The sequence below is a fragment of the Klebsiella sp. RHBSTW-00484 genome (assembly GCF_013705725.1).
In the GTDB taxonomy this organism is placed as follows: Bacteria; Pseudomonadota; Gammaproteobacteria; order Enterobacterales; family Enterobacteriaceae; genus Klebsiella.
Window position 1 is genome coordinate 2,466,799 of the sequence record NZ_CP055481.1, and the last position, 22,540, is coordinate 2,489,338.

A 22,540-nucleotide genomic window follows, 5' to 3' on the forward strand; every position below is an offset into this window, starting at 1 on the left:
GGCGAGCCGCTATCAGACTGCGGCGATAATCTTAATCTCAACTTTGTACTTTGGATTCATCAGTTTGGCCTGTACGGTGCACCGCACCGGCGCGTGGCCTGCGACAACCCAGGCATCCCATGCCTGGTTCATCGCCGCAAAATCAGCGCCGTCGGCGAGGAAAATAGTGGCATCAAGAATGCGTGACTTGCTGCTGCCCTGTTTTTCCAGCACGGCGTCAATCTGCGCCAGAGTGTCAGCGGTTTGCGCGCAGGCGTCGGCATCCAGATTTGATGGTACGCCGGTGTAGTACAGCGTCTGGTTGTGGATCACGACATCAGACCAGCGGGCTTCGGCATCGATACGCGTAATTGTCATTTTTATTTCCTCTTTATTCCGGTTCATCAAACTGCGGCAAGACTGCCACAATGTTTCACCTGCGTCACTACCCGTACTGGCGAAAACCAGCCCACCCTGACATAATCACTGTCCAAATAACCAGGGGGTAATGTGATCGACGATTTTGCAGCAGACGGCCAGTTGGCCAGCGCGATTGCGGGATTTAAACCACGCGAGCCGCAGCGCCAGATGGCTTTCGCCGTCGCCAGCGCGATTGAAGAAACCCGTCCGCTGGTGGTTGAAGCGGGAACAGGAACCGGGAAAACTTACGCGTACCTGGCGCCAGCGCTGCGTGCAAATAAAAAAGCCATCATCTCCACCGGCTCGAAAGCGTTGCAGGATCAGCTCTATAGCCGGGATTTGCCCACCGTGGCCAAAGCGCTGAAGTTCGCCGGGAAGCTGGCCTTGCTGAAAGGGCGCTCGAACTACCTCTGCCTTGAGCGTCTTGAACAACAGGCGCTTGCCGGGGGCGACCTGCCGGTGCAAACCCTCAGCGACGTCATTCTGCTGCGATCGTGGTCTAACCAAACTATTGATGGCGATATCAGCACCTGCGTGAGCGTGGCGGAAGACTCTCAGGCCTGGCCGCTGGTCACCAGTACCAACGACAACTGTCTGGGTAGCGACTGCCCCCTGTATAAAGATTGCTTTGTCGTTAAAGCGCGGAAAAAGGCAATGGATGCCGATGTGGTGGTCGTTAACCACCATCTGTTCCTCGCCGATATGGTGGTGAAAGAGAGCGGCTTCGGCGAACTGATTCCGGAAGCGGAAGTGATGATCTTCGATGAAGCGCATCAGTTGCCGGACATCGCCAGCCAATATTTTGGTCAATCGCTCTCCAGCCGCCAGCTGCTGGATCTGGCGAAAGACATCACGATTGCTTACCGTACCGAACTGAAAGACACCCAGCAGCTACAGAAATGTGCTGACCGCCTGGCCCAGAGCGCGCAGGATTTTCGCCTGCAATTAGGCGATCCGGGCTATCGCGGTAACCTGCGTGAGCTCCTGGCGGATAACAATATTCAGCGTGCGCTGCTGCTGCTCGATGATGCCCTTGAGCTGTGTTACGACGTGGCAAAATTATCTCTCGGACGTTCAGCGCTGCTTGATGCTGCCTTCGAGCGGGCGACGTTATATCGCGGGCGGCTTAAACGGCTGAAGGATACCAATCAGCCCGGTTACAGCTATTGGTACGAATGCAACTCCCGCCACTTTACGCTGGCGCTGACGCCTTTGACGGTGGCGGATAAATTTAAAGAAGTGATGGTGCAAAAACCGGGGAGTTGGATATTTACCTCGGCGACGCTGTCTGTTAACGATGATCTGCACCATTTCACCGATCGTCTGGGAATTGGCGAAGCGCAAACGCTGCTGCTGCCCAGCCCCTTTGATTATGCTCATCAGGCGCTGCTATGCGTGCCGCGAAATTTGCCATTGCCCAATCAACCCGGTGCAGCAAGGCATCTGGCGGCGATGCTCAAACCGCTGATTGAAGCCAACGATGGTCGCTGCTTTATGCTGTGCACCTCGCACGCCATGATGCGCGATCTCGCTGAACAATTCCGCGCCACTATGACGCTGCCGGTTCTTTTGCAAGGGGAAACCAGTAAAGGCCAACTTCTGCAGCAGTTTGTTAGCGCGGGTAACGCCCTGCTAGTGGCGACCAGCAGCTTCTGGGAAGGGGTGGACGTGCGCGGTGATGCGCTCTCGTTGGTGATTATCGATAAACTGCCTTTCACCTCACCGGACGATCCGCTACTCAAAGCGCGAATGGAAGACTGCCGTCTGCGCGGCGGCGACCCATTTGATGAGGTTCAACTGCCGGATGCGGTTATCACCTTAAAACAGGGCGTCGGGCGCTTGATTCGCGATATCGACGATCGCGGCGTGCTGGTTATCTGCGACAACCGCCTGGTGATGCGTCCGTATGGTGCAACGTTCCTCGCTAGCCTGCCGCCCGCGCCGCGAACTCGCGATATCCGTCGGGCGGTGCGTTTCCTGGCGGTGCCGCCAGCGAGGTAATGCGTGGCAAAATGTGGTAAGCTGCGCGCCATTTTGTCAATCTGCGAGAGCGCAACAACCCATGCGAATTTTGGCTATCGATACCGCCACAGAGGCCTGCTCTGCGGCGCTGTGGAATGATGGCACCCTCAGTGCTCATTTCGAAATCTGTCCCCGTGAACATACTCAACGGATCCTGCCGCTGGTGCAGGATGTCCTCAACGAAAGCGGCATCATGCTTACTGAACTCGACGCGCTGGCCTTTGGCCGCGGTCCAGGCAGCTTTACCGGCGTGCGTATCGGTATCGGTATTGCTCAGGGACTGGCGTTAGGCGCAGAGCTACCGATGATTGGTGTTTCCACGCTGGCAACCATGGCGCAGGGCGCGTGGCGTAAAACCGGCGCAACCCGCGTTTTGGCGGCGATTGATGCCAGAATGGGCGAAGTCTACTGGGCGGAATATCAGCGCGATGAGCAGGGCGACTGGCATGGCGAAGAGAGCGAAGCGGTGCTCAAGCCGGAAGGCGTCAGTGAACGCCTGCAACAGCTCGAAGGGCAGTGGGCGACCGTCGGTACCGGCTGGCAAGCCTGGCCGGAGATGGCTAACGCTAGTGCATTGACGTTAACCGATGGTGAAATCCAGCTGCCGGAAGCGCAGGATATGCTGCCGCTGGCTTGTCATCTGTTTATGGCGGGCAAAACGGTGGCCGTTGAGCTCGCAGAACCAGTTTATTTACGTAATGAAGTCGCCTGGAAGAAACTTCCTGGCCGCGAGTGAATCTCAGTAACTAATAAGTCTGAGAAGAAGGAAGGAGTCGCGTCATGGCGGGTCAAAAAACGGTAGTACGTTGGTTAGTCGCGACAGCGGTTGTCGCTACGCTAAGTGGGTGTGCTTCGGTACCGGATGCTATTAAGGGCACTACCCCGACGCCGCAGCAAGATTTAGTCCGGGTGATGAACGCGCCGCAGCTTTACGTTGGTCAGGAAGCGCGGTTTGGCGGTAAGGTCGTCAGCGTACAGAATCAGCAGGGTAAAACTCGCTTAGAGATTGCCACTGTCCAACTGGACGGCGCAGCGCGTCCGGAACTGGGTGAACCTTCGCGTGGGCGTATTTTTGCCGATGTGAATGGTTTTATCGATCCGGTTGATTTTCGCGGTCAACTGGTGACCGTGGTTGGCCCGATAGTCGGCGTCGTGGACGGTAAAGTTGGCAACACGCCGTACAAATTTATGCTAATGAATGCCAGTGGTTACAAGCGCTGGAACGTCGTGCAGCAGGTGGTGATGCCGCCGCAGCCCATTGATCCGTGGATGTTTGGCCCGCGCCCGTGGGGCTACGGATACGGCGGTTGGGGCTGGTATAACCCAGGCCCTGCAGAAGTCAGAAATGTCGTAACTGAATGATTTTGTAGTTTTTATAAACAAAAAGAAACAGCGGCTGGTCCGCTGTTTCTTTGTTGTGCACAGAAAACCTCCAGCTAGGCTGGAGGTTCTGTAAAGCTTTCAGCTTTGAGCCAGTTATAAAAACCCCTTTTGATTTGTTAAAACAGTTTGCGGTCTGGCAACTGCAAACGTTCAACAAGAAATCAAAAGGGGGTCCCAATGAGGGACGAAAAGAGCTTAGCGCACACGCGATGGAACTGTAAATATCACATAGTTTTTGCGCCGAAGTACCGAAGAAAGGTGTTCTACGGGGAAAAGCGCAAAGCGATAGGCAGTATCTTAAGAAAGCTGTGCGAATGGAAAAACGTGAATATTTTGGAAGCAGAATGCTGTGTGGATCACATCCATATGCTTTTGGAAATCCCGCCCAAAATGAGTGTGTCGGGCTTTATGGGATACCTGAAGGGAAAGAGCAGCCTGATGCTTTATGAGCAGTTTGGCGATTTGAAGTTCAAATACCGTAACAGGGAATTCTGGTGCCGAGGGTATTACGTTGATACGGTTGGGAAAAATACAGCCAGGATACAAGAATACATAAAGCACCAGTTGGAAGAGGATAAAATGGGTGAGCAACTCTCGATCCCCTATCCGGGCAGCCCGTTTACGGGCCGTAAGTAATCCATAAATGCAAATGTCAGATCGCGATGCGCCTGTTAGGGCGCGGCTGGCAACAGAGCCTTATAGGCGCATATGAAAAACCTCCGGCTATGCCGGAGGATATTTATTTTTTCATTCAAATAAGAAAAATAAATAGTGACGCGCTTCGCAACCTGTAAAACGCCTAATTAATAAACTGGTACGCTGAGTTAATATAATGTTAACAAAATGTTTGTTGATCAGGGGCTGTGATGACGACGAATAATTATTTCAGAGGTGATGCAGTGAAAAAGGTTTGGCTAAACCGTTATCCCGCGGATGTTCCTGCGGAGATAAACCCTGACCGCTATCAATCCCTGGTTGAACTGTTTGAACAATCCACCACGCGCTATGCCGACCAACCGGCATTTATCAACATGGGCGAGGTGATGACTTATCGTAAGCTGGAGGAGCGCAGTCGGGCGTTCGCCGCTTATCTGCAGGAGGGCCTGGGCCTGCAAAAAGGCGACCGCGTCGCCCTGATGATGCCCAACCTGCTGCAATACCCGGTGGCGCTCTTTGGCATCCTGCGCGCGGGCATGATCGTGGTGAACGTGAACCCGCTGTACACGCCGCGTGAACTGGAACATCAGCTCAATGACAGCGGCGCCGCCGCCATTGTGATTGTCTCCAACTTTGCGCATACCCTTGAAAAGGTGGTCGATAAAACCCAGGTTAAGCACGTGATTTTAACGCGCATGGGCGATCAGCTTTCAACGGCGAAAGGCACGCTGGTTAACTTTGTGGTGAAGTACATTAAGCGCCTGGTGCCAAAATACCACCTGCCGGATGCCATCTCATTTCGTAGCGCGCTGCAAAACGGTTACCGTATGCAGTATATCAAGCCGGAAATCGTCCCCCAGGATCTCGCTTTCCTCCAGTATACCGGTGGAACAACCGGCGTAGCGAAGGGCGCGATGCTGACCCACCGTAATATGCTGGCGAACCTTGAGCAGGTGAACGGTACCTACGGGCCACTACTGCATCGTGGAAAAGAGCTGGTGGTTACCGCGTTGCCGCTGTACCACATCTTTGCGCTGACCATGAACTGCCTGCTGTTTATTGAACTGGGCGGGCAGAACCTGCTGATCACCAACCCGCGCGATATTCCGGGTCTGGTCAAAGAGTTGGCGAAATATCCCTTCACCGCGATGACCGGGGTGAATACCCTGTTTAACGCATTGCTCAATAACAAAGAGTTCCAGCAGCTCGATTTTTCTTCTCTGCATCTTTCTGCGGGCGGCGGGATGCCGGTGCAGCAGGTGGTTGCGGAGCGATGGGTTAAGCTGACCGGGCAATATCTTCTGGAAGGCTATGGCCTGACGGAGTGTGCGCCGTTGGTGAGCGTGAATCCGCATGACATCGACTACCACAGTGGCAGTATTGGTTTGCCGGTACCCTCGACTGAAGCCAAGCTGGTCGATGACGACGATAATGAAGTCGCGCCGGGAGAACCGGGCGAGCTGTGCGTCAAAGGCCCGCAGGTGATGCTGGGATACTGGCAGCGCCCGGACGCCACGGCTGAAATCATTAAGAATGGCTGGCTGCATACCGGTGATATCGCAGTGATGGATGATGAAGGTTTTCTGCGTATTGTCGACCGTAAGAAAGATATGATCCTCGTGTCCGGTTTCAACGTCTATCCGAATGAAATTGAAGACGTGGTGATGCAGCATTCTGGCGTTCAGGAAGTTGCCGCCGTTGGCGTACCGTCAGGAAGCAGCGGTGAAGCGGTGAAAATCTTCGTGGTGAAAAAAGACGCCGCGCTGACGGAAGAGATGCTGATTACCTTTTGCCGCCGTCAACTGACCGGTTACAAAGTACCTAAGCTGGTCGAGTTTCGTGATGAACTGCCGAAATCCAACGTCGGCAAAATTTTACGTCGAGAACTACGTGACGAAGCTCGCGCTAAAGTAGACAATAAAGCCTGAAGCTATGAGTGAATCGCCAGACGCCGGCTAAGCCGGCGTTTTTTATGGGCGCAAGTTAAGAGAGTATGATGTGAACTATCAGATGATCACCACCGACGATGGCCTTCGTGCCATTTGTGAAGCGGCAAGCGCGGTCCCGGCGGTTGCGCTGGATACAGAGTTTGTACGTACCCGCACCTATTATCCGCAGCTCGGTCTGCTCCAGTTATTCGACGGTGAACAGGTTTCTCTGATTGACCCTTTGGTTATCACCGACTGGGCGCCAATGCGTGAACTGCTGTTGAATCAAAATGTGACTAAATTTCTGCATGCTGGCAGCGAAGATTTAGAAGTGTTTCTCAACGCCTTTCATCTGATGCCACAACCGCTGATCGATACGCAAATTCTGGCCGCTTTTTGCGGTCGCCCGATGTCATGGGGGTTTGCTGCGATGGTTGAAGAGTATACCGGCGTAGCGCTGGACAAGAGCGAATCCCGTACCGACTGGCTGGCACGCCCGCTGACCGAACGCCAGTGCATTTATGCTGCTGCAGACGTCTGGTATCTGCTACCGATTGCCAGCAAATTGATGGCCGAGACCGAAAGCGCAGGCTGGCTCTCTGCGGCGCTGGATGAATGTCAGCTGATGCAGCAGCGTCGTCAGGAAATCCAGGACCCGGCGCAGGCATGGCGAGACATCGGCAACGCCTGGCAACTGCGTACCCGCCAATTGGGCTGTTTGCAACTGCTGGCCGACTGGCGTTTACGTAAAGCCCGTGAGCGCGATCTGGCCGTCAACTTTGTGGTTCGTGAAGAGCATCTGTGGAACGTGGCGCGCTATATGCCAGGCAGCCTGGGTGAGCTGGATAGCCTGGGATTATCGGGTAGCGAAATTCGCTTCCATGGCAAAACGCTGATAAGTCTCGTCGAAAAAGCGCAGGCGCTGCCGGAAGAAGCGTTACCAGAGCCGCTACAGAACCTGATTGATATGCCGGGTTATCGCAAGGTGTTTAAGGACATTAAAGCGCTTGTACAGGCTGTCAGCGCCGAGAAAGGGGTCAGCGCAGAGCTGTTGGCGTCAAGAAGACAGATTAACCAGCTGTTGAACTGGCACTGGGGGCTGAAAAATGGCAACGGGCAGCCTGAACTGGTTTCCGGCTGGCGCGGTGAATTGATGGCCGATCGCCTGAATGCGTTATTAAGCGAGTATCCGCGCTAACCAGCACCAGGCTAATGTTTCAGACAAAAAAACCGGCTTCGCACAGCGTTGCCGGTTTTTTAATGACATTTTCGGGTGCTAAAGGGTCAGGGTTTCGACTCTTCGGTTTCCGGCAGAGTCACGTTCAACTCCAGAATCGAAATATCACCGTCTCTCTGCTCCAGCTGTACGCTGACCATTTCCGGGTCGATCTGCACGTATTTACAAATCACTTCCAGAATATCTTTGCGCAACTGCGGCAGGTAATGCGGTTCGGCATCGCCGCGACGACGCTCTGCAACGATGATTTGCAGGCGCTCTTTCGCAATATTGGCCGTGTTCTTTTTCCGCGAGAGAAAAAAGTCGAGTAATGCCATAATTTATCCTCCGAACAGGCGTTTGAGGAAACCTTTCTTCTCTTCTTCAATGAAGCGGAAAGGACGTTCTTCTCCGAGCAGACGTTCAACCGTATCGGCATAGGCTTTACCCGCATCCGAGGCATCATCCAGAATAACCGGTTCACCCTGGTTAGATGCGCGCAGTACGGACTGATCTTCTGGAATCACGCCCACCAGATTGATGCGCAGAATTTCCAGCACGTCTTCCATGCTCAGCATGTCGCCTTTGTTAACGCGGCCTGGGTTATAGCGCGTCAGCAGCAGATGCTCTTTAATCGGGTCTTCGCCTCTTTCCGCACGGCGGGATTTGGAGGCAAGAATGCCGAGGATACGGTCGGAGTCACGTACGGAGGAGACTTCCGGGTTGGTGGTGATGATGGCTTCATCAGCAAAGTACAGCGCCATCAGCGCACCGGTTTCGATGCCTGCAGGGGAATCGCAGACAACAAAATCGAATTCCATCTTTTTCAGTTCTTCGAGAACTTTATCCACGCCTTCGCGGGTCAGCGCGTCTTTATCACGCGTCTGGGAAGCCGGGAGGATAAAGAGATTCTCGGTGCGCTTATCTTTGATGAGCGCCTGGTTCAACGTGGCATCACCCTGGATGACGTTAACGAAGTCATAAACGACCCGGCGCTCGCAGCCCATAATCAGGTCAAGGTTACGCAGGCCAATATCGAAGTCGATAACGACCGTTTTCTTTCCCTTCTGCGCCAAACCAGTAGCGATGGCCGCGCTGGAGGTGGTCTTGCCAACGCCTCCTTTACCCGAAGTCACAACAATAATGCGTGCCATAGAAATTCCTTGTTAAAAAGGGATTAATTCAACGATTGAATTGTCAAAGCGCTGCCGCCCAAACGCAGGCGCGCCGCTTTGCCATAAAATTCGGCCGGAATGTTATCACTCAGCCAGTATTCCCCCGCGATGGACACCAGTTCCGCCGAGAGGTTAGTGCAAAATATTTGGGCATCTCTGTCGCCGCCAGCCCCGGCAAGCGCCCGTCCCCGCATCATGCCATAGACATGAATATTACCATCGGCGATAAGTTCCGCTCCGGCGCTCACATGGTTTGTAACAATTAGATCACAGTGTGGCGCATAAATGCGCTGACCGGAACGTACCGGCTGATCAATCAAACGCGTTTTTGTGATCTGATTAACAACCGGCGGCGGGGCGACAGGTTCTGGCGCAGCCTGACGGGTTATTTTTTCTTTCCCTTCGGTTAGTAAAGGGATCCCGGCGCGGTCAATTTCCGTTTTCAGGCGAGGAAGTTTACACCCGCTCACACCCATAATACGCAAACCGGTGACCGCAATCGCTTCATGAAGAGCGCGCCAGTCGACGGCATCTTCAATGCTGCTAATATTCACAACCACCGGAGCATGACGTAAAAAGGCGGGGGCCTGGGCGATTTTGTCTTCTAACGCCTGACGAATAACCTCGGGATTTGCATCGTGCAAATGAACGACAGATAAGGTGAAGCTACTGCCCTTAAGTTCGATTGGCGTATTTGACATCCTGGCCTTACTCAATTTGCTGTTTATCACCCGCCGAAGTGCGGTGATATTCCGAAGACTAAAAGGCATGTTATAGTCACTCATATATTGAGGCAAGTGACCACAGGTCTAATTCCGAGTAAAACTATGTTTTGTGTGATCTATCGAAGTACTAAACGTGAGCAAACCTATTTATATGTCGAAAAAAGGGACGATTTCTCCCGCGTTCCCGACGAATTAATGCAAGGCTTCGGTACACCAAAATTGGCAATGATTCTGCCGCTTGATGGGCGGAAAAAAACCATTCACGCCGACCTGGATAAGGTGAAACAGGCCCTGACCGAACAAGGCTATTACCTGCAACTTCCCCCTCCGACTGAAAATTTACTCAAGAAACACCTGGCGGAACAGGGGAATAAATCTGATTAACCCATAGAGGGATAAAAATGTACCAACATCATAACTGGCAGGGTGCGTTACTGGATTATCCGGTGAGCAAAGTGGTTTGCGTGGGCAGCAACTATGCCAACCACATTAAGGAGATGGGCAGTGCAACGCCGGACGAGCCGGTGCTGTTTATTAAACCTGAAACGGCGCTATGCGATATCCGTCAGCCGTTGGTGCTTCCTGAAGGATTGGGTTCGGTACATCATGAAATCGAACTGGCGGTGCTGATTGGCGGCACGCTGCGTCAGGCAACCGAAGATCATGTGCTAAAAGCGATTGCAGGTTATGGCGTGGCGCTGGATCTGACTCTGCGTGACCTGCAGGGTAAATTGAAAAAAGCCGGTCAGCCGTGGGAAAAGGCGAAGGGTTTTGATAACTCCTGTCCAATCTCCGGATTTGTTCCTGCGTCAGAATTTCACGGAGACGCGCAAAACACGCCGTTGAGCCTGAAGATTAATGGTGATGTGCGCCAGCAGGGCACTACCGCTGACATGATCCATAAAATTGTGCCGCTGATTGCCTACATGTCGCGCTTCTTCACTCTGAAGGCGGGTGATGTGGTGCTGACCGGCACGCCGGAAGGCGTAGGTCCCCTAAGCAGCGGCGACGAACTGGAAGTGGGTTTCAACGGATTATCGTTGACCACCCGCGTGCTGTAACGTCCGCTTGCCGCCTTCTCCGGGCGGCAAAACTTGCATCGGCGTGCCAGACTGGTTATAAGGTGCACCCTGAATTGCAATGACGGACATCCCAATGAGCGAACAACCTTTCTGGCAACAAAAAACACTGGATGAAATGACCGACGCGGAGTGGGAATCACTGTGTGACGGCTGCGGACAGTGCTGCCTGCATAAGCTGATGGATGAGGATACCGACGAAATCTACTTCACTAACGTCGCCTGCCGTCAGCTTAATATCAAAACCTGTCAGTGTCGCAACTACGAGCGCCGCTTCGAATATGAACCAGACTGTATCAAGTTAACCCGCGATAATTTACCAACGTTTGAATGGCTGCCGCCGAGCTGCGCTTATCGCTTACTGGCTGAAGGTAAACCGCTGCCGCACTGGCACCCGTTGTTGACCGGCTCGAAGGCCGCGATGCATGGCGAACGTATCTCCGTTCGCCATATCGCCGTTAAAGAGTCCAACGTAGTGGACTGGCAAGATCACATCCTGAATAAACCAGATTGGGCGCAGTAACTGTTTAAATTTACTGATAGTTACCTCCGAAACCATTCTATCGGCGGGTTTTGTATTTAACCCTATATTCCCTGGTGATAAAGTGTTTCCAATTGAAATCAACGGAAACAAAAAATGAAAAAAATAATTATGCTTGCCTTGGGCGGGGTGCTCCTCGCAGGATGTTCGGCAAAGTACAACACGGCCAGCGTCACTAAAAGCACTGAGCTTTTGGTAAAAAACAAAACGGTAGTTGTCGCATTGCCTGAAAATGGCGTCTACGAAACGAGAGTGTATAGCGGTTCTGGTGCAGCGACGGCGCAGGTCATCCAATCTGCGTTTTCACGATACACGGATAGCGTTTTCACCATTCCGGGCTGCGCTGAGCTGGAATGTCTCAAGAAAAAACGCAGCCTTAGCGAAGGCTATTATGTTGTTCCTCAAATTCTTCATTGGGAAGATAGAGCGACAGAATGGTCAGGGATTCCAGACAGAATTGAAGTGAAAATCACAATCTATAATTCGGCAACGGACAGCGTCATTGCCTCGTCTATTCTGAGTGGAAAAAGTAAGTGGGCAACATTTGGTGGAGACCACCCCCAAGATTTGTTGCCAGAGCCAATCAATAACTACGTAGCTGGCCTGTACTGAAAGAGCTTAAATCCTCAGGAAGTCAGGTAATGAAATAGCTCGCCGTCCTGGTGAGCTATGTCTAGTGAGTGGTAGCGGATTATCAGGATTTTTTGCTGTGAAACAGCCCGCTTTCGCCGTCAGCGTCATCTTCAACCCAGAAATTGATATTGAACTGCGCATCGTCGCTTAACTCGATACGATGCCAGTACTGCGGCGGGCTGGTGGCGAACTGACCGGCATTGATGATCACTTTCGCCTCTGGCTCCGTCGCCTGCTCATCAGCAAAACCATAGTAAGTTACCGTTCCTTCCATCACGCAAAGCTGGCCGAAAACACCGGCGGCGGTATTGTGGTGCGTCAGCAGAGCGGCAGGAACGTTCTGTTTGGTGAAGAACGGGGTGGAGCGTTTTACTTTCCAGTTAGCGGGAATACGCAGATGAGACATCATGAGCTCCTTAGTGAATACGAATAAGATGCATTTAATATGCAACTTTAAGGGGCTGACGTCAACTCGCAGGTAAAAAAAACGCTCCCGAAGGAGCGCCTTAGTTGTAGCTGGTTTTAGCGGCCGAAGAGATCGCGCTTTTTCGGCTTGAACGGCTGAGCGATAAGTACCAGTACGCCGATAACCAGATAGGCGGCAAAGATCCCAACCAGCCACTGCGGCATTTCCAGCGTCAGGAACTCCCACTGGCGCACGGAACAGTCGCCGGTAGCGACGAATACCTGAGGCAGCCATTTATCCAGCGGCAGCCAGGTTGGGAAGCGCGCGGCAAAATCACAGGTCTGGAAGGGGGAAGGGTGAAGCTGAATCATGGTGTGCTCCCACGCCAGCTGTAGCCCGCGTAAGGCGCTGTAGAGCCAGATAACTATCGCTACATAGCGCAGCGGTGATTTCGGGGCAATGGCGCCGACAATACCAGCACCCATCACGCCGAACAACGCGCTGCGTTCGTAAATACACAGTACGCACGGTTGTAGCAACATCACGTGCTGGAACCACAATGCAACCAATTCAAGAATAAACGCGGTTAGCGCCATCAGGAGCCAGGCACCGCGTCCCCTTGAGCACTGGTTTAAAAATCGCAACATAATCATTTCCCTGGAACATGCTAAATCATGGCAGTGTAAACGAAAACTGAAGCGACACCAGCAGCTAGTCTGAAAATATTACGTAAACGAATATGGAGTACCCAAACTTGCCGCTTGGGTACTCTCGTTTTTATTTAAGCAACTGTGGCGTAACCAGCCAGCCTTGATCGAGCATCCACTGAGTAGCTGGCATCAAGTTAAACTCAACGCATGCCAGACCCACCAGGGTCAGGACGATGGTATAAGGCAGCGCCATCCACACCATCCGACCATAGGAGAGACGGATCAGCGGCGCCAGAGCAGACGTCAGCAGGAACAGAAATGCCGCCTGACCGTTCGGCGTCGCGACAGATGGCAGGTTGGTACCGGTATTAATCGCCACCGCCAGCAGCTCAAACTGCTGCATGCTGATCGTACCTTGCTCCAGAGCCGCCTTCACTTCATTGATATAGACGGTGCCAACGAAGACGTTATCGGAAATCGACGACAGCAGACCGTTAAACAGATAAAACAGCGACAGCTGAGCGTGCGGCGAGGCCTGCAGGACAAAGTCAATCACCGGGGCAAACAGGTGCTGATCGATAATCACTGCCACTATGGCGAAAAAGACCGTCAGCAGTGCTGTAAATGGCAGGGCCTCGGTAAACGCTTTGCCGATAGCGTGTTCATCGGTTATCCCGGAGAAAGTGGTAGCCAGAATGATCACCGACAGGCCAATCAGACCGACTTCTGCCAGGTGAAGTGCCAGCGCCGCGATAAGCCAGACGCCGATAATGCCCTGTGCGATAAGACGCAGGCGATCCTGGCGGCTACGAGTCTGACGGCTGCGATCGTCGAAATCTTGCAGCACCTTACGCACGGTGGGCGGCAGCGCTTCGCCATAGCCAAAGATACGGAATTTCTCCAGCAGCAGGCAGGTGACCATGCCGCACGCGAATACTGGCAGCGTGACCGGAATCATGCGCAAGAAGAACTCACCAAACTGCCAGCCTGCGGCTTTGGCGATAATCAGGTTCTGCGGCTCGCCAACCATGGTCATCACGCCGCCAAGTGCAGTACCAACGCCAGCATGCATCATCAGGCTGCGTAGGAAACCGCGAAATTGTTCCAGCACATCGCGATAGTGCTGATCGATATGGCTATCATCGAGCAGGTCGTCATCGTCCGGGCGTGCAGACGCTGCTTTGTGATAAATCCCATAGAATCCGACGGCAACGCTAATCACCACCGCCACGACGGTCAAGGCATCAAGGAAGGCCGAAAGAAAGGCTGATGCAACGCAGAATGCTAGTGATAACAGCATCTTGCTGCGAATACCTAATAACAGTCGGGTGAAAATGAATAGCAGCAGCTGTTTCATGAAGTAGATACCTGCCACCATGAACATCAGCAGCAGCAGGACTTCAAGATTACTGGCAACCTCGTCCCGGATATGCCCCGGACTCGTCATACCAATAAAAACAGCTTCAATGGCCAACAGGCCGCCTGGCAGCAGCGGATAACATTTGAGAGCCATGGCCAGGGTGAAGATAAATTCGATAACCAGCAACCATCCGGCAACAAACGGATGAAGAAAAAATACTATCGGGTTAATAATCAAGAAAATGATGAGAGTGAGCTTATACCAGTCCGGGGACTGGCCAAGAAAATTGCGCCATAGGGCGCGACCATAAGAGATTTCCACAACAGGCATCCTTTCTCCGTTCTCCGTTAAAATTGAAACATGATTTTATACGTTACTATATGCAAGATTACCAGTTGCGCAAAAAGGGGCGCAACTTTCTTCGCATCGCGTTCATATGGAAGTGAAAGTGTGAAATGAAAAGTTGAAAATGAAACGGCGATCCCTTTTTAATTACTTTCAGGCGCTATCTGCTCTATAGCGGCTCTGGTATGATGAGTAGAATTTGCAACGCTGTGTAATGGAAATCTTATTATGGTCATTAAGGCGCAAAGCCCAGCGGGTTTCGCTGAAGAGTACATCATTGAAAGTATCTGGAATAACCGTTTTCCTCCCGGCACGATCCTTCCCGCCGAACGTGAACTTTCTGAACTGATTGGTGTGACCCGTACAACCCTACGTGAAGTGTTGCAGCGCCTGGCCCGCGATGGCTGGTTGACCATTCAGCATGGCAAACCTACGAAGGTGAATAATTTCTGGGAAACCTCAGGGCTTAATATTCTTGAAACCCTGGCGCGCCTTGATCACGATAGCGTGCCACAGCTGATTGATAATCTGCTGTCGGTTCGCACCAATATTTCAACTATCTTCATTCGCACCGCTTTCCGTCAACATCCGGACAAAGCGCTGGAAGTGCTGGCTCGGGCGCGCGAAATCGAAGATCATGCCGATGCCTTTGCTGAGCTGGATTACAACGTTTTCCGCGGTTTGGCTTTTGCTTCAGGCAACCCGATTTATGGTCTGATCATCAATGGGATGAAGGGGCTGTATACCCGAATTGGCCGCCACTACTTTGCTAATCCGGAAGCGCGTAGCCTGGCGCTTGGCTTCTATCACCAGTTGGCGAAAGTGTGTGAAGAGGGCCTACATGAACAGGTTTATGAAATCGTGCGTCGCTACGGGCATGACAGCGGTGAGATTTGGCACCGTATGCAGAAAAACCTGCCGGGCGACTTAGCCATGAATATGCGTTAAGCAAGACCATATGATAAAAAAACGCCCGGCGAGAAACCGGGCGTTTTGCTTTTCAGGGTTATAGTGGGTTTTGCCGCGGCGGGGTGCGTTCGAGCAATTCAACGCTACCATCGGCATTTTGTTGTTCCAGCAGAACGTCAAATCCCCACAGCCGGTGCACATGCTTGAGAACTTCACGGCGTCCCTTATCCAGCGGCACGCGGTTATGCGGCACGTAGCGCAGGGTTAAAGAGCGATCGCCGCGCAGATCGACGTTCCATACCTGGATATTCGGCTCAAGGTTGCTCAGGTTGTACTGCGCTGAAAGCTTCGCGCGAATCTCACGATAACCCTCTTCATTATGAATAGCTGAAATTTCCAGGTAGTTATTGTGATCATCATCCAGCACGGTAAAGAAGCGGAAATCACGCATGATTTTCGGCGACAAGAACTGACTGATAAAACTCTCATCCTTGAAATCGCGCATCGCAAAGTGCAGGGTTTCTAGCCAGTCTGAACCGGCAATATCCGGGAACCAATATTTGTCCTCTTCCGTCGGCGACTGACAAATACGTTTAATATCCTGGAACATCGCAAAGCCCAGAGCATACGGGTTAATCCCGCTGTACCACTGGCTATTGTAGGGCGGCTGGAACACGACATTGGTGTGGCTGTGCAGAAACTCCAGCATAAAGCGCTCCGTCACTTTTCCTTCATCATAAAGATGATTAAGGATGGTGTAGTGCCAGAACGTTGCCCAGCCTTCGTTCATGACTTGCGTCTGCTTCTGCGGATAAAAGTACTGGCTGACTTTGCGCACGATGCGCAGAATTTCACGTTGCCACGGTTCCAGCAGCGGCGCGTTTTTCTCCATGAAATAGAGCAGGTTTTCCTGTGGCTCGGAAGGATAGCGGCGCGCCGCTTCAATGGTTTTTTCCTCTTCGCGCTTCGGCAAGGTACGCCACAGCATATTCACCTGGCTTTGCAGGTACTCCTCACGGCTTTTCTGCCGTGCCTTCTCCTCCTGGAGGGAGATTTTCTGCGGGCGTTTGTAGCGGTCAACGCCATAGTTCATTAGCGCATGACAGGAGTCGAGCAGCTTTTCGACTTCATCAACGCCGTAGCGCTCTTCACATTCGGTGATGTATTTACGCGCAAAGATCAGATAGTCAATGATCGAGCTGGCATCGGTCCAACTGCGGAACAGGTAGTTGTTTTTGAAGAACGAGTTATGTCCGTAACAGGCGTGCGCCATCACCAGTGCCTGCATGGTAATGGTGTTCTCTTCCATCAAATAGGCGATGCAGGGGTTGGAGTTAATGACGATTTCATAGGCCAGACCTTGCTGACCATGTTTGTAGGCTTGCTCGGTCTCGATGAATTTTTTACCGAACGACCAGTGCGGGTAGTTAATCGGCATGCCGACGCTGGAGTAAGCATCCATCATCTGCTCGGAAGTAATGACTTCGATTTGGTGCGGATAGGTGTCAAGACGATACAACTTCGCTACCCGATCGACTTCTGCCAGATAGGTCTCCAGCAGCTCAAAAGTCCAGTCGGGTCCATCGCTTAAACGGGTTGTGTCCTTGTTCATGGAATCAATCGTAGCCATTAGCGCGCCCTCGTTGTTGATGGTTCTCTCTGTACGGAAAACCTCATAACAAGCATAGAACACGGTGCTACAAACTGCGTCCGCCAGCAATTTCTTTTCTTCGCGATTTCACAATCTTAAAGGCGTTATTCATCAATTTAATCGGAATTTTATTCTGCGGAAAAAAGAAGCGTAGCAGGAGATAGTAAAACATTGGTGTCAGGTATCACGCGGCGTCATGTGAGATAAGTCACCATAAATAAAGCGTATGTTGAATAATATTTTCATCTGAGTTATCAATTTGTAATCAGATGATTGTTCTTTAACTATTACGGAGTCGCTATGCGAATCGTCATACTGGGAAGTGGGGTGGTTGGGGTCGCGAGTGCATGGTATTTAAGCCAGGCAGGACATCAGGTGACGGTTATCGACCGCCAACCGGGTCCCGCTGAAGAGACCAGTGCTGCTAACGCCGGACAGATCTCTCCGGGCTATGCCGCACCGTGGGCGGCACCAGGCGTGCCGCTGAAGGCGATTAAATGGATGTTCCAGAAACACGCTCCTCTGGCCATCGGTCTGGATGGCACCCAGTTCCAGTTGAAATGGATGTGGCAGATGCTGCGCAACTGCGACACTCGCCACTACATGGAAAATAAAGGGCGCATGGTACGGCTGGCGGAATATAGTCGCGACTGCCTGAAAGCGCTGCGCGAAAGTACCGGAATCCAGTATGAAGGCCGTCAGGGCGGCACCCTCCAGCTTTTTCGTACCGACAAACAGTTCGAAAATGCCACCCGTGATATCGCGGTACTGCAGGATGCGGGGGTGCCTTATCAACTGCTGGAAGCGAATCGACTGCTGGAAGTTGAACCGGCACTGGCTGAAGTGAGCCACAAGCTGACCGGCGGTTTGCGCTTACCGAATGATGAAACGGGTGACTGCCAGCTCTTTACCACTCGTCTGGCGTTGATGGCTGAGCAGGCGGGCGTGACCTTCCGGTTTAATACTCCAGTTGATGCGCTGTTATATGAAGGAGAGCAAATCTCCGGTGTGAAGTGCGGAGCTGAAATCATCAAAGCCGACGCTTACGTCATGGCTATGGGTTCATATTCAACGGCGATGCTAAAAGGGCTGGTGGACATTCCGGTTTATCCGCTGAAAGGCTATTCGTTAACGATTCCAATTGCCCAGGAAGACGGCGCGCCGGTATCGACTATCCTTGATGAAACTTACAAAATCGCCATCACCCGCTTCGATAATCGTATTCGCGTCGGCGGGATGGCGGAGATTGTCGGTTTTAATAAAGAGCTGTTGCAGCCCAGGCGTGAAACGCTGGAGATGGTGGTACGCGATCTGTTCCCGCGCGGTGGACACGTTGAACAAGCGACATTCTGGACCGGGCTGCGCCCAATGACCCCAGATGGTACGCCAGTGGTCGGTCGCACAGCGTATAAAAATCTGTGGTTGAACACCGGGCACGGTACTCTGGGCTGGACGATGGCTTGCGGTTCCGGACAGTTGATTAGCGATCTGATTTCCGGGCGCACTCCGGCGATCCCGTATGATGATCTTGCCGTTGCCCGCTACGGCCGTGGTTTTATCCCGACCCGCGCTCAACATCTGCACGGTGTTCACAATTAACAAGGAGCTTTCATGTCCCGTCCAGTCAAGGCCAGCATTGATATGTCAGCCTTACGACAAAATCAGCAAATTGTTCGCCGCGCGGCGCCCGGCTCGCGCCTGTGGGCGGTTGTTAAAGCTAATGCATATGGCCACGGTCTGGCGAGGGTCTGGAATGCGCTAAGCGCGGCAGACGGTTTCGCCATGTTAAATCTGGAAGAGGCGATCCTGCTGCGTGAACTGGGCTGGAAAGGGCCGATACTGATGCTGGAGGGTTTCTTCCATGCTGATGAACTGGCGCTGTTTGATAAATACCGCCTGACTACCAGCGTGCACAGTAACTGGCAAATAAAAGCGCTACAGCAAGCAAAACTCCACGCGCCGCTTGATATTTACATCAAGGTTAATAGCGGGATGAATCGGCTGGGCTTTATGCCGGACCGTCTGCAAATCGTCTGGCAGCAGCTACGGGGGCTCAAAAACGTCAGTGAAATGACGCTAATGTCGCACTTTGCCGAAGCGGAAAATCCGCACGGAATTGTGGAGCCGATGCGGCGCATTGAGCAGGCTGCCGAAGGGCTGGATTGCCCGCGATCGCTGGCTAACTCAGCGGCAACCCTGTGGCATCCGGAGTCGCATTTTAACTGGGTCAGACCGGGGATTGTACTCTATGGCGCTTCGCCTTCCGGTCTGTGGCAGGATGTGGCTAATACCGGGCTGAAGCCAGTGATGACGTTAAGCAGCGAGATTATCGGCGTGCAGAATCTGAAACCCGGTGAAGCGGTGGGATATGGCGGCATTTACAGGACCACGCAGGAGCAGCGAATTGGCATCGTGGCCTGCGGATATGCCGATGGTTATCCCCGCTTAGCGCCGAGCGGTACGCCAGTGCTGGTTGACGGCATACGCACGACAACGGTAGGGCGAATATCGATGGATATGCTGGCGGTGGATTTAACCCCTTGCCCGCAGGCGGGGATTGGCACACCGGTCGAACTGTGGGGTAAAGAGATTAAAATTGACGATGTCGCTGCGACCAGCGGCACCGTCGGTTATGAACTCATGTGCGCTCTTGCGCCGCGAGTGCCAGTTGTGACGCTGTAACTTAATGTGAGGCGGATCACTCCGCCTCATCTTCCGCCATCCGAACGCCGACTCTCAGGACGTGATCTTCCTCTTTTTCCGCCACCGTCCACACCATCCCGGCAAACTCCACCTGATCGCCGACAACCGGTGCTGCGCCTAATAGATGCTGGACAACGTCGCCTAGCGACTGCTGCTGGTCGCGGAACTCTTCGCCGCCGTCAATGCCGTAAATCTGCGCCACATCGGCGAACTTCGCGTTGGCATCAAGAATGAAATCACCGAAGAAACGCTGATCGAGCGCCACCGGCGGCGACTGGCTAAACATTTTACCCAGTGCGGGCAGATCGCGCTCGCGACCGATTACGCAGAGAATGTCGCCTTCCAGCAGGCGCGTGCTGCCGGTGGGGTGCAGCAGAACGTTGTCGCGAAACAATGCCGCAATGCGCGTTTCTGGTGGCATATGCAGATCGCGCAAGGCCGCACCAATGCACCACTTCTCCGCGCTGAGCTGATAGACGAACTGTTCCCACGGATTCTCCGGGTGAATATCCAGCCCGACGCGGGAGATAGGCGAACCAATCGGCGGCACCACCACTTTGGCCTTTTTCGCCGCCCACGATAGCGATGTTCCCTGCAGCAGCAGCGATACCAACACCACGAAGAAGGCCACGTTGAAGAACAAGCGCGCGTTCTCCAGTCCTGCCATCATCGGGAAGACGGCGAGAATAATTGGCACCGCGCCGCGCAGGCCGACCCAGCTGATGAAAATGCGCTCGCGCAGATTAAAACCGCGAAATGGCAGCAGACCGGCAAACACCGACAGCGGTCGGGCGATAAAAATCATCCACATCGACAGGATCAGAGCCGGGATGGCAATGGGCCAGAGGTCGGACGGCGTCACCAACAGACCGAGCACCAGGAACATGGCGATTTGCGCCAGCCACGCCAGGCCATCAAAGTTTTGCAGAATGCCGTGGCGGTTACGAATCGGTCGGTTGCCCAGCAGGAAGCCGCACAGATACACTGCGAGGATGCCGCTGCCGTCCAGCGAGGTGGTCGCGGCAAAAATCATGATCCCGCCGCTCAGCGCCAGCAGAGGGTAAAGACCGGTAGGCAGCACAATGCGGTTGATCATCTGTAGCAGCAGATAGCCGCCGCCGAGACCAATGGCAATGCCCAGTCCGAACTGCTGCACGATATGCACCACGAATATCCAGCTCAGGCCGGTTTCGTGCTGCTGAATCATTTCGATAAGAGTAATGGTCAGGAACACCGCCATCGGATCGTTGCTGCCGGACTCTATCTCCAGCGTGGAGCCGACGCGTTCGTTCAGGCCTTTGCCACCAAGCAGCGAGAATACCGCCGCCGCATCGGTCGAGCCGACGATTGCGCCGATCAGCATTCCCTCAATCAGATTGAGGTTGAATAGCCAGGCTGCCATCAGACCGGTCAGGGCGGAGGTTATCAATACCCCAACCGTGGCGAGCGAAAGCGCGGGCCACAGCGCGACGCGAAAGGAGCTGGCCTGGGTGCGCATCCCGCCATCCAGCAGAATCACCGCTAGCGCCAGGTTGCTCACCATATAGGCGAAAGGGTAGTTGTCAAACGGAATGCCGCCGATACCGTCAACGCCTGCCAGCATCCCAATAGCTAAGAAGATAACCAGAATGGGGATGCCGAGGCGTGAGGAAAACGAACTTAATAAGATGCTACAGGTTACTAAAACAGAACCCAGAATAAACAGACTAATGACCGCAGCGGCGTCCAATGTTGACGTACTCCTTACTGGCGTGAAGATTAATTAAAAACTACACCATTTTAACAATCTGACGCTTATCAGGATATGCGTTAGAGGAATTTTTATTCTGCCAGCACCGGATGCCCGCTAATGGTCAACGTGGTGATGGACGCGTTGTTCACCAGCAGCGCCCGCGTACCGAGCGGTAGGGTGACGGTACGCTGCTCATGGCCGAAATCCAGGCCGCTGATGACAGGGATGTTAAGCTGCGCGCGAAGGTAGTCGTATACCATCGGCAGGTCATATCCGGCGTCGTAGTCATTGATATTGGCTCCGGTAAAGCTGCCGAGAATAATCGCCCGCTGACGTGCCAGAATACCGCTGTTGAGTAACTGCAACAGCATTCTTTCGACGCGGAACGGATGCTCATTAATATCCTCCAGGACCAGAATGCCGTCGCTAATTTGCGGTAGCCACGGCGTACCGATAAGCGAAGTCAGCATCGCCAGATTACCGCCCCACAGAGTGCCGTCGGCGCGACAGCTCGGCCCGTCTCCGTGCCATTCGAGAGTAAACGCCGGATTACGCAACGCCTGCCAGAAATGATGATCGGTAAATTCATTAAGCGTTTCAGCGCCAAAGTTTCCGGCCAGCATCGGGCCGCTAAAAGTGATTATGCTACCCTTTGCCAGCAGGCCCATTTGAATGGCGGTGAAATCGCTATGGCCGCAAATAAGTAGAGGATCCTGCTGCTGGCGGGCGACCAGCGCCGACCAGTCAATGTGTGGCAGCAGGCGAGTCGCACCGTAGCCGCCGCGTACCGCCAGTACAATGCGGTTTTTGCCGTCGAGAGAGGCGAGCTGGTTGATATCGGCAAGGCGTTCACTCTCAGTTCCGGCGAAACGCAGCGCCCGGCGAGGGATAACCTCTTCGTGCGTGACCTGATGTCCGGCCTCCTGCAGACGTTGAACGCCGCGGTTCGCCGCCTCCTGGTTGATGCAATAACCTGAGGGGGCGATGAGATAAAACTGAGACATGACAATTCCTTGCTAAGAATGA

The 22,540-nt window shown here is 53.3% G+C and carries 22 protein-coding genes and 1 pseudogene; 13 read left to right on the forward strand and 10 right to left on the reverse strand.

The annotated features are described in order from the left end of the window. Window positions 1-12: 12 nt before the first annotated feature. Window positions 13-357, reverse strand: coding sequence for a RidA family protein (locus HV213_RS11750; protein WP_004113724.1), 345 nt, complete (start codon window positions 355-357; stop codon window positions 13-15). A gap of 132 nt (window positions 358-489) precedes the next feature. Here HV213_RS11750 and HV213_RS11755 point away from each other — a divergent pair, with 132 nt between their 5' ends. The 6 genes from HV213_RS11755 (at window position 490) to rnd (ending at window position 7,587) form a co-directional block, all read left to right on the forward strand. Next, window positions 490-2,400 carry an ATP-dependent DNA helicase gene (locus HV213_RS11755; protein WP_181485822.1) on the forward strand — a complete coding sequence of 637 codons (1,911 nt, stop codon included), beginning with the start codon at window positions 490-492 and terminating at the stop codon, window positions 2,398-2,400. A 61-nt stretch (window positions 2,401-2,461) separates the two neighbouring features. Further along, window positions 2,462-3,157 carry a tRNA (adenosine(37)-N6)-threonylcarbamoyltransferase complex dimerization subunit type 1 TsaB gene (gene tsaB, locus HV213_RS11760; protein WP_181485823.1) on the forward strand — a complete coding sequence of 232 codons (696 nt, stop codon included), beginning with the start codon at window positions 2,462-2,464 and terminating at the stop codon, window positions 3,155-3,157. 44 nt (window positions 3,158-3,201) lie between these two features. Next, window positions 3,202-3,783, forward strand: coding sequence for a Slp family lipoprotein (locus HV213_RS11765; RefSeq protein WP_112213326.1), 582 nt, complete (start codon window positions 3,202-3,204; stop codon window positions 3,781-3,783). A gap of 198 nt (window positions 3,784-3,981) precedes the next feature. Next, window positions 3,982-4,440 carry an IS200/IS605-like element IS1541B family transposase gene (gene tnpA / locus HV213_RS11770; protein WP_141132629.1) on the forward strand — a complete coding sequence of 153 codons (459 nt, stop codon included), beginning with the start codon at window positions 3,982-3,984 and terminating at the stop codon, window positions 4,438-4,440. A gap of 263 nt (window positions 4,441-4,703) precedes the next feature. After that, a complete protein-coding gene (fadD, locus tag HV213_RS11775) occupies window positions 4,704-6,389 on the forward strand; it encodes a long-chain-fatty-acid--CoA ligase FadD (protein WP_110274249.1) in 1,686 nt (561 codons plus the stop codon). Window positions 6,390-6,471: 82 nt separating this feature from the next. Further along, the gene (gene rnd, locus HV213_RS11780) at window positions 6,472-7,587 is read left to right on the forward strand and encodes a ribonuclease D (RefSeq protein WP_181486393.1); all 1,116 of its coding nucleotides are present in this window, start codon (window positions 6,472-6,474) and stop codon (window positions 7,585-7,587) included. 86 nt (window positions 7,588-7,673) lie between these two features. Here the strand turns inward: rnd and minE are convergent, their stop codons facing one another. The 3 genes from minE to minC are packed head-to-tail and all read right to left on the reverse strand — an operon-like array spanning window position 7,674 to window position 9,481. Next, window positions 7,674-7,943: a cell division topological specificity factor MinE gene (minE, locus tag HV213_RS11785; protein ID WP_004103270.1), complete on the reverse strand. Its 270-nt coding sequence runs from the start codon at window positions 7,941-7,943 to the stop codon at window positions 7,674-7,676. 3 nt (window positions 7,944-7,946) lie between these two features. Beyond that, window positions 7,947-8,759, reverse strand: a complete 813-nt coding sequence (minD, locus tag HV213_RS11790; RefSeq protein ID WP_110274247.1) for a septum site-determining protein MinD — start codon at window positions 8,757-8,759, stop codon at window positions 7,947-7,949. A gap of 23 nt (window positions 8,760-8,782) precedes the next feature. Continuing rightward, window positions 8,783-9,481 (reverse strand): septum site-determining protein MinC, encoded by a 699-nt coding sequence (gene minC / locus HV213_RS11795; RefSeq protein ID WP_181486394.1) that lies wholly within the window; start codon window positions 9,479-9,481, stop codon window positions 8,783-8,785. 126 nt (window positions 9,482-9,607) lie between these two features. On the opposite strand from minC, the gene HV213_RS11800 reads away from it, so the two are divergent. From HV213_RS11800 to HV213_RS11815, 4 genes are all read left to right on the forward strand, one after another. Continuing rightward, complete coding sequence (locus tag HV213_RS11800; RefSeq protein WP_110274245.1) at window positions 9,608-9,889, forward strand: YcgL domain-containing protein; 282 nt, start codon at window positions 9,608-9,610, stop codon at window positions 9,887-9,889. A gap of 17 nt (window positions 9,890-9,906) precedes the next feature. Beyond that, on the forward strand, window positions 9,907-10,566 hold the full coding sequence (locus HV213_RS11805) for a fumarylacetoacetate hydrolase family protein (protein WP_181485824.1): 660 nt from the start codon (window positions 9,907-9,909) through the stop codon (window positions 10,564-10,566). Window positions 10,567-10,660: 94 nt separating this feature from the next. Continuing rightward, window positions 10,661-11,107: a YcgN family cysteine cluster protein gene (locus tag HV213_RS11810; RefSeq protein WP_142670527.1), complete on the forward strand. Its 447-nt coding sequence runs from the start codon at window positions 10,661-10,663 to the stop codon at window positions 11,105-11,107. Window positions 11,108-11,221: 114 nt separating this feature from the next. Beyond that, on the forward strand, window positions 11,222-11,737 hold the full coding sequence (locus HV213_RS11815; protein WP_181485825.1) for a DUF4823 domain-containing protein: 516 nt from the start codon (window positions 11,222-11,224) through the stop codon (window positions 11,735-11,737). Window positions 11,738-11,819: 82 nt separating this feature from the next. Here HV213_RS11815 and HV213_RS11820 read toward each other — a convergent pair whose 3' ends face one another. The 3 genes from HV213_RS11820 to nhaB form a co-directional block, all read right to left on the reverse strand. Continuing rightward, window positions 11,820-12,164, reverse strand: coding sequence for a TehB family protein (locus tag HV213_RS11820; protein ID WP_181486395.1), 345 nt, complete (start codon window positions 12,162-12,164; stop codon window positions 11,820-11,822). A 116-nt stretch (window positions 12,165-12,280) separates the two neighbouring features. Beyond that, a complete protein-coding gene (gene dsbB / locus HV213_RS11825) occupies window positions 12,281-12,811 on the reverse strand; it encodes a disulfide bond formation protein DsbB (protein ID WP_110274241.1) in 531 nt (176 codons plus the stop codon). A gap of 130 nt (window positions 12,812-12,941) precedes the next feature. Beyond that, a complete protein-coding gene (gene nhaB, locus HV213_RS11830; protein ID WP_181486396.1) occupies window positions 12,942-14,495 on the reverse strand; it encodes a sodium/proton antiporter NhaB in 1,554 nt (517 codons plus the stop codon). 252 nt (window positions 14,496-14,747) lie between these two features. On the opposite strand from nhaB, the gene fadR reads away from it, so the two are divergent. Further along, complete coding sequence (gene fadR / locus HV213_RS11835; RefSeq protein WP_110274240.1) at window positions 14,748-15,467, forward strand: fatty acid metabolism transcriptional regulator FadR; 720 nt, start codon at window positions 14,748-14,750, stop codon at window positions 15,465-15,467. Between the two features lie 58 nt (window positions 15,468-15,525). On the opposite strand, the gene HV213_RS11840 is transcribed toward fadR, so the two are convergent. Beyond that, a complete protein-coding gene (locus HV213_RS11840) occupies window positions 15,526-17,058 on the reverse strand; it encodes a SpoVR family protein (RefSeq protein ID WP_110274239.1) in 1,533 nt (510 codons plus the stop codon). Window positions 17,059-17,379: 321 nt separating this feature from the next. Between HV213_RS11840 and HV213_RS11845 the strand changes: the two genes are divergently transcribed. Further along, window positions 17,380-18,678 carry a D-amino acid dehydrogenase gene (locus tag HV213_RS11845; protein WP_181485826.1) on the forward strand — a complete coding sequence of 433 codons (1,299 nt, stop codon included), beginning with the start codon at window positions 17,380-17,382 and terminating at the stop codon, window positions 18,676-18,678. 12 nt (window positions 18,679-18,690) lie between these two features. Then, a complete protein-coding gene (dadX, locus tag HV213_RS11850; RefSeq protein ID WP_181485827.1) occupies window positions 18,691-19,761 on the forward strand; it encodes a catabolic alanine racemase DadX in 1,071 nt (356 codons plus the stop codon). 82 nt (window positions 19,762-19,843) lie between these two features. On the opposite strand, the pseudogene HV213_RS11855 reads toward dadX, so the two are convergent. Next, window positions 19,844-21,511 (reverse strand): annotated as a pseudogene (locus HV213_RS11855) (potassium/proton antiporter); the annotation flags it as partial. Between the two features lie 92 nt (window positions 21,512-21,603). Beyond that, a complete protein-coding gene (gene ldcA / locus HV213_RS11860) occupies window positions 21,604-22,518 on the reverse strand; it encodes a muramoyltetrapeptide carboxypeptidase (RefSeq protein WP_181485828.1) in 915 nt (304 codons plus the stop codon). Window positions 22,519-22,540 lie beyond the last annotated feature (22 nt).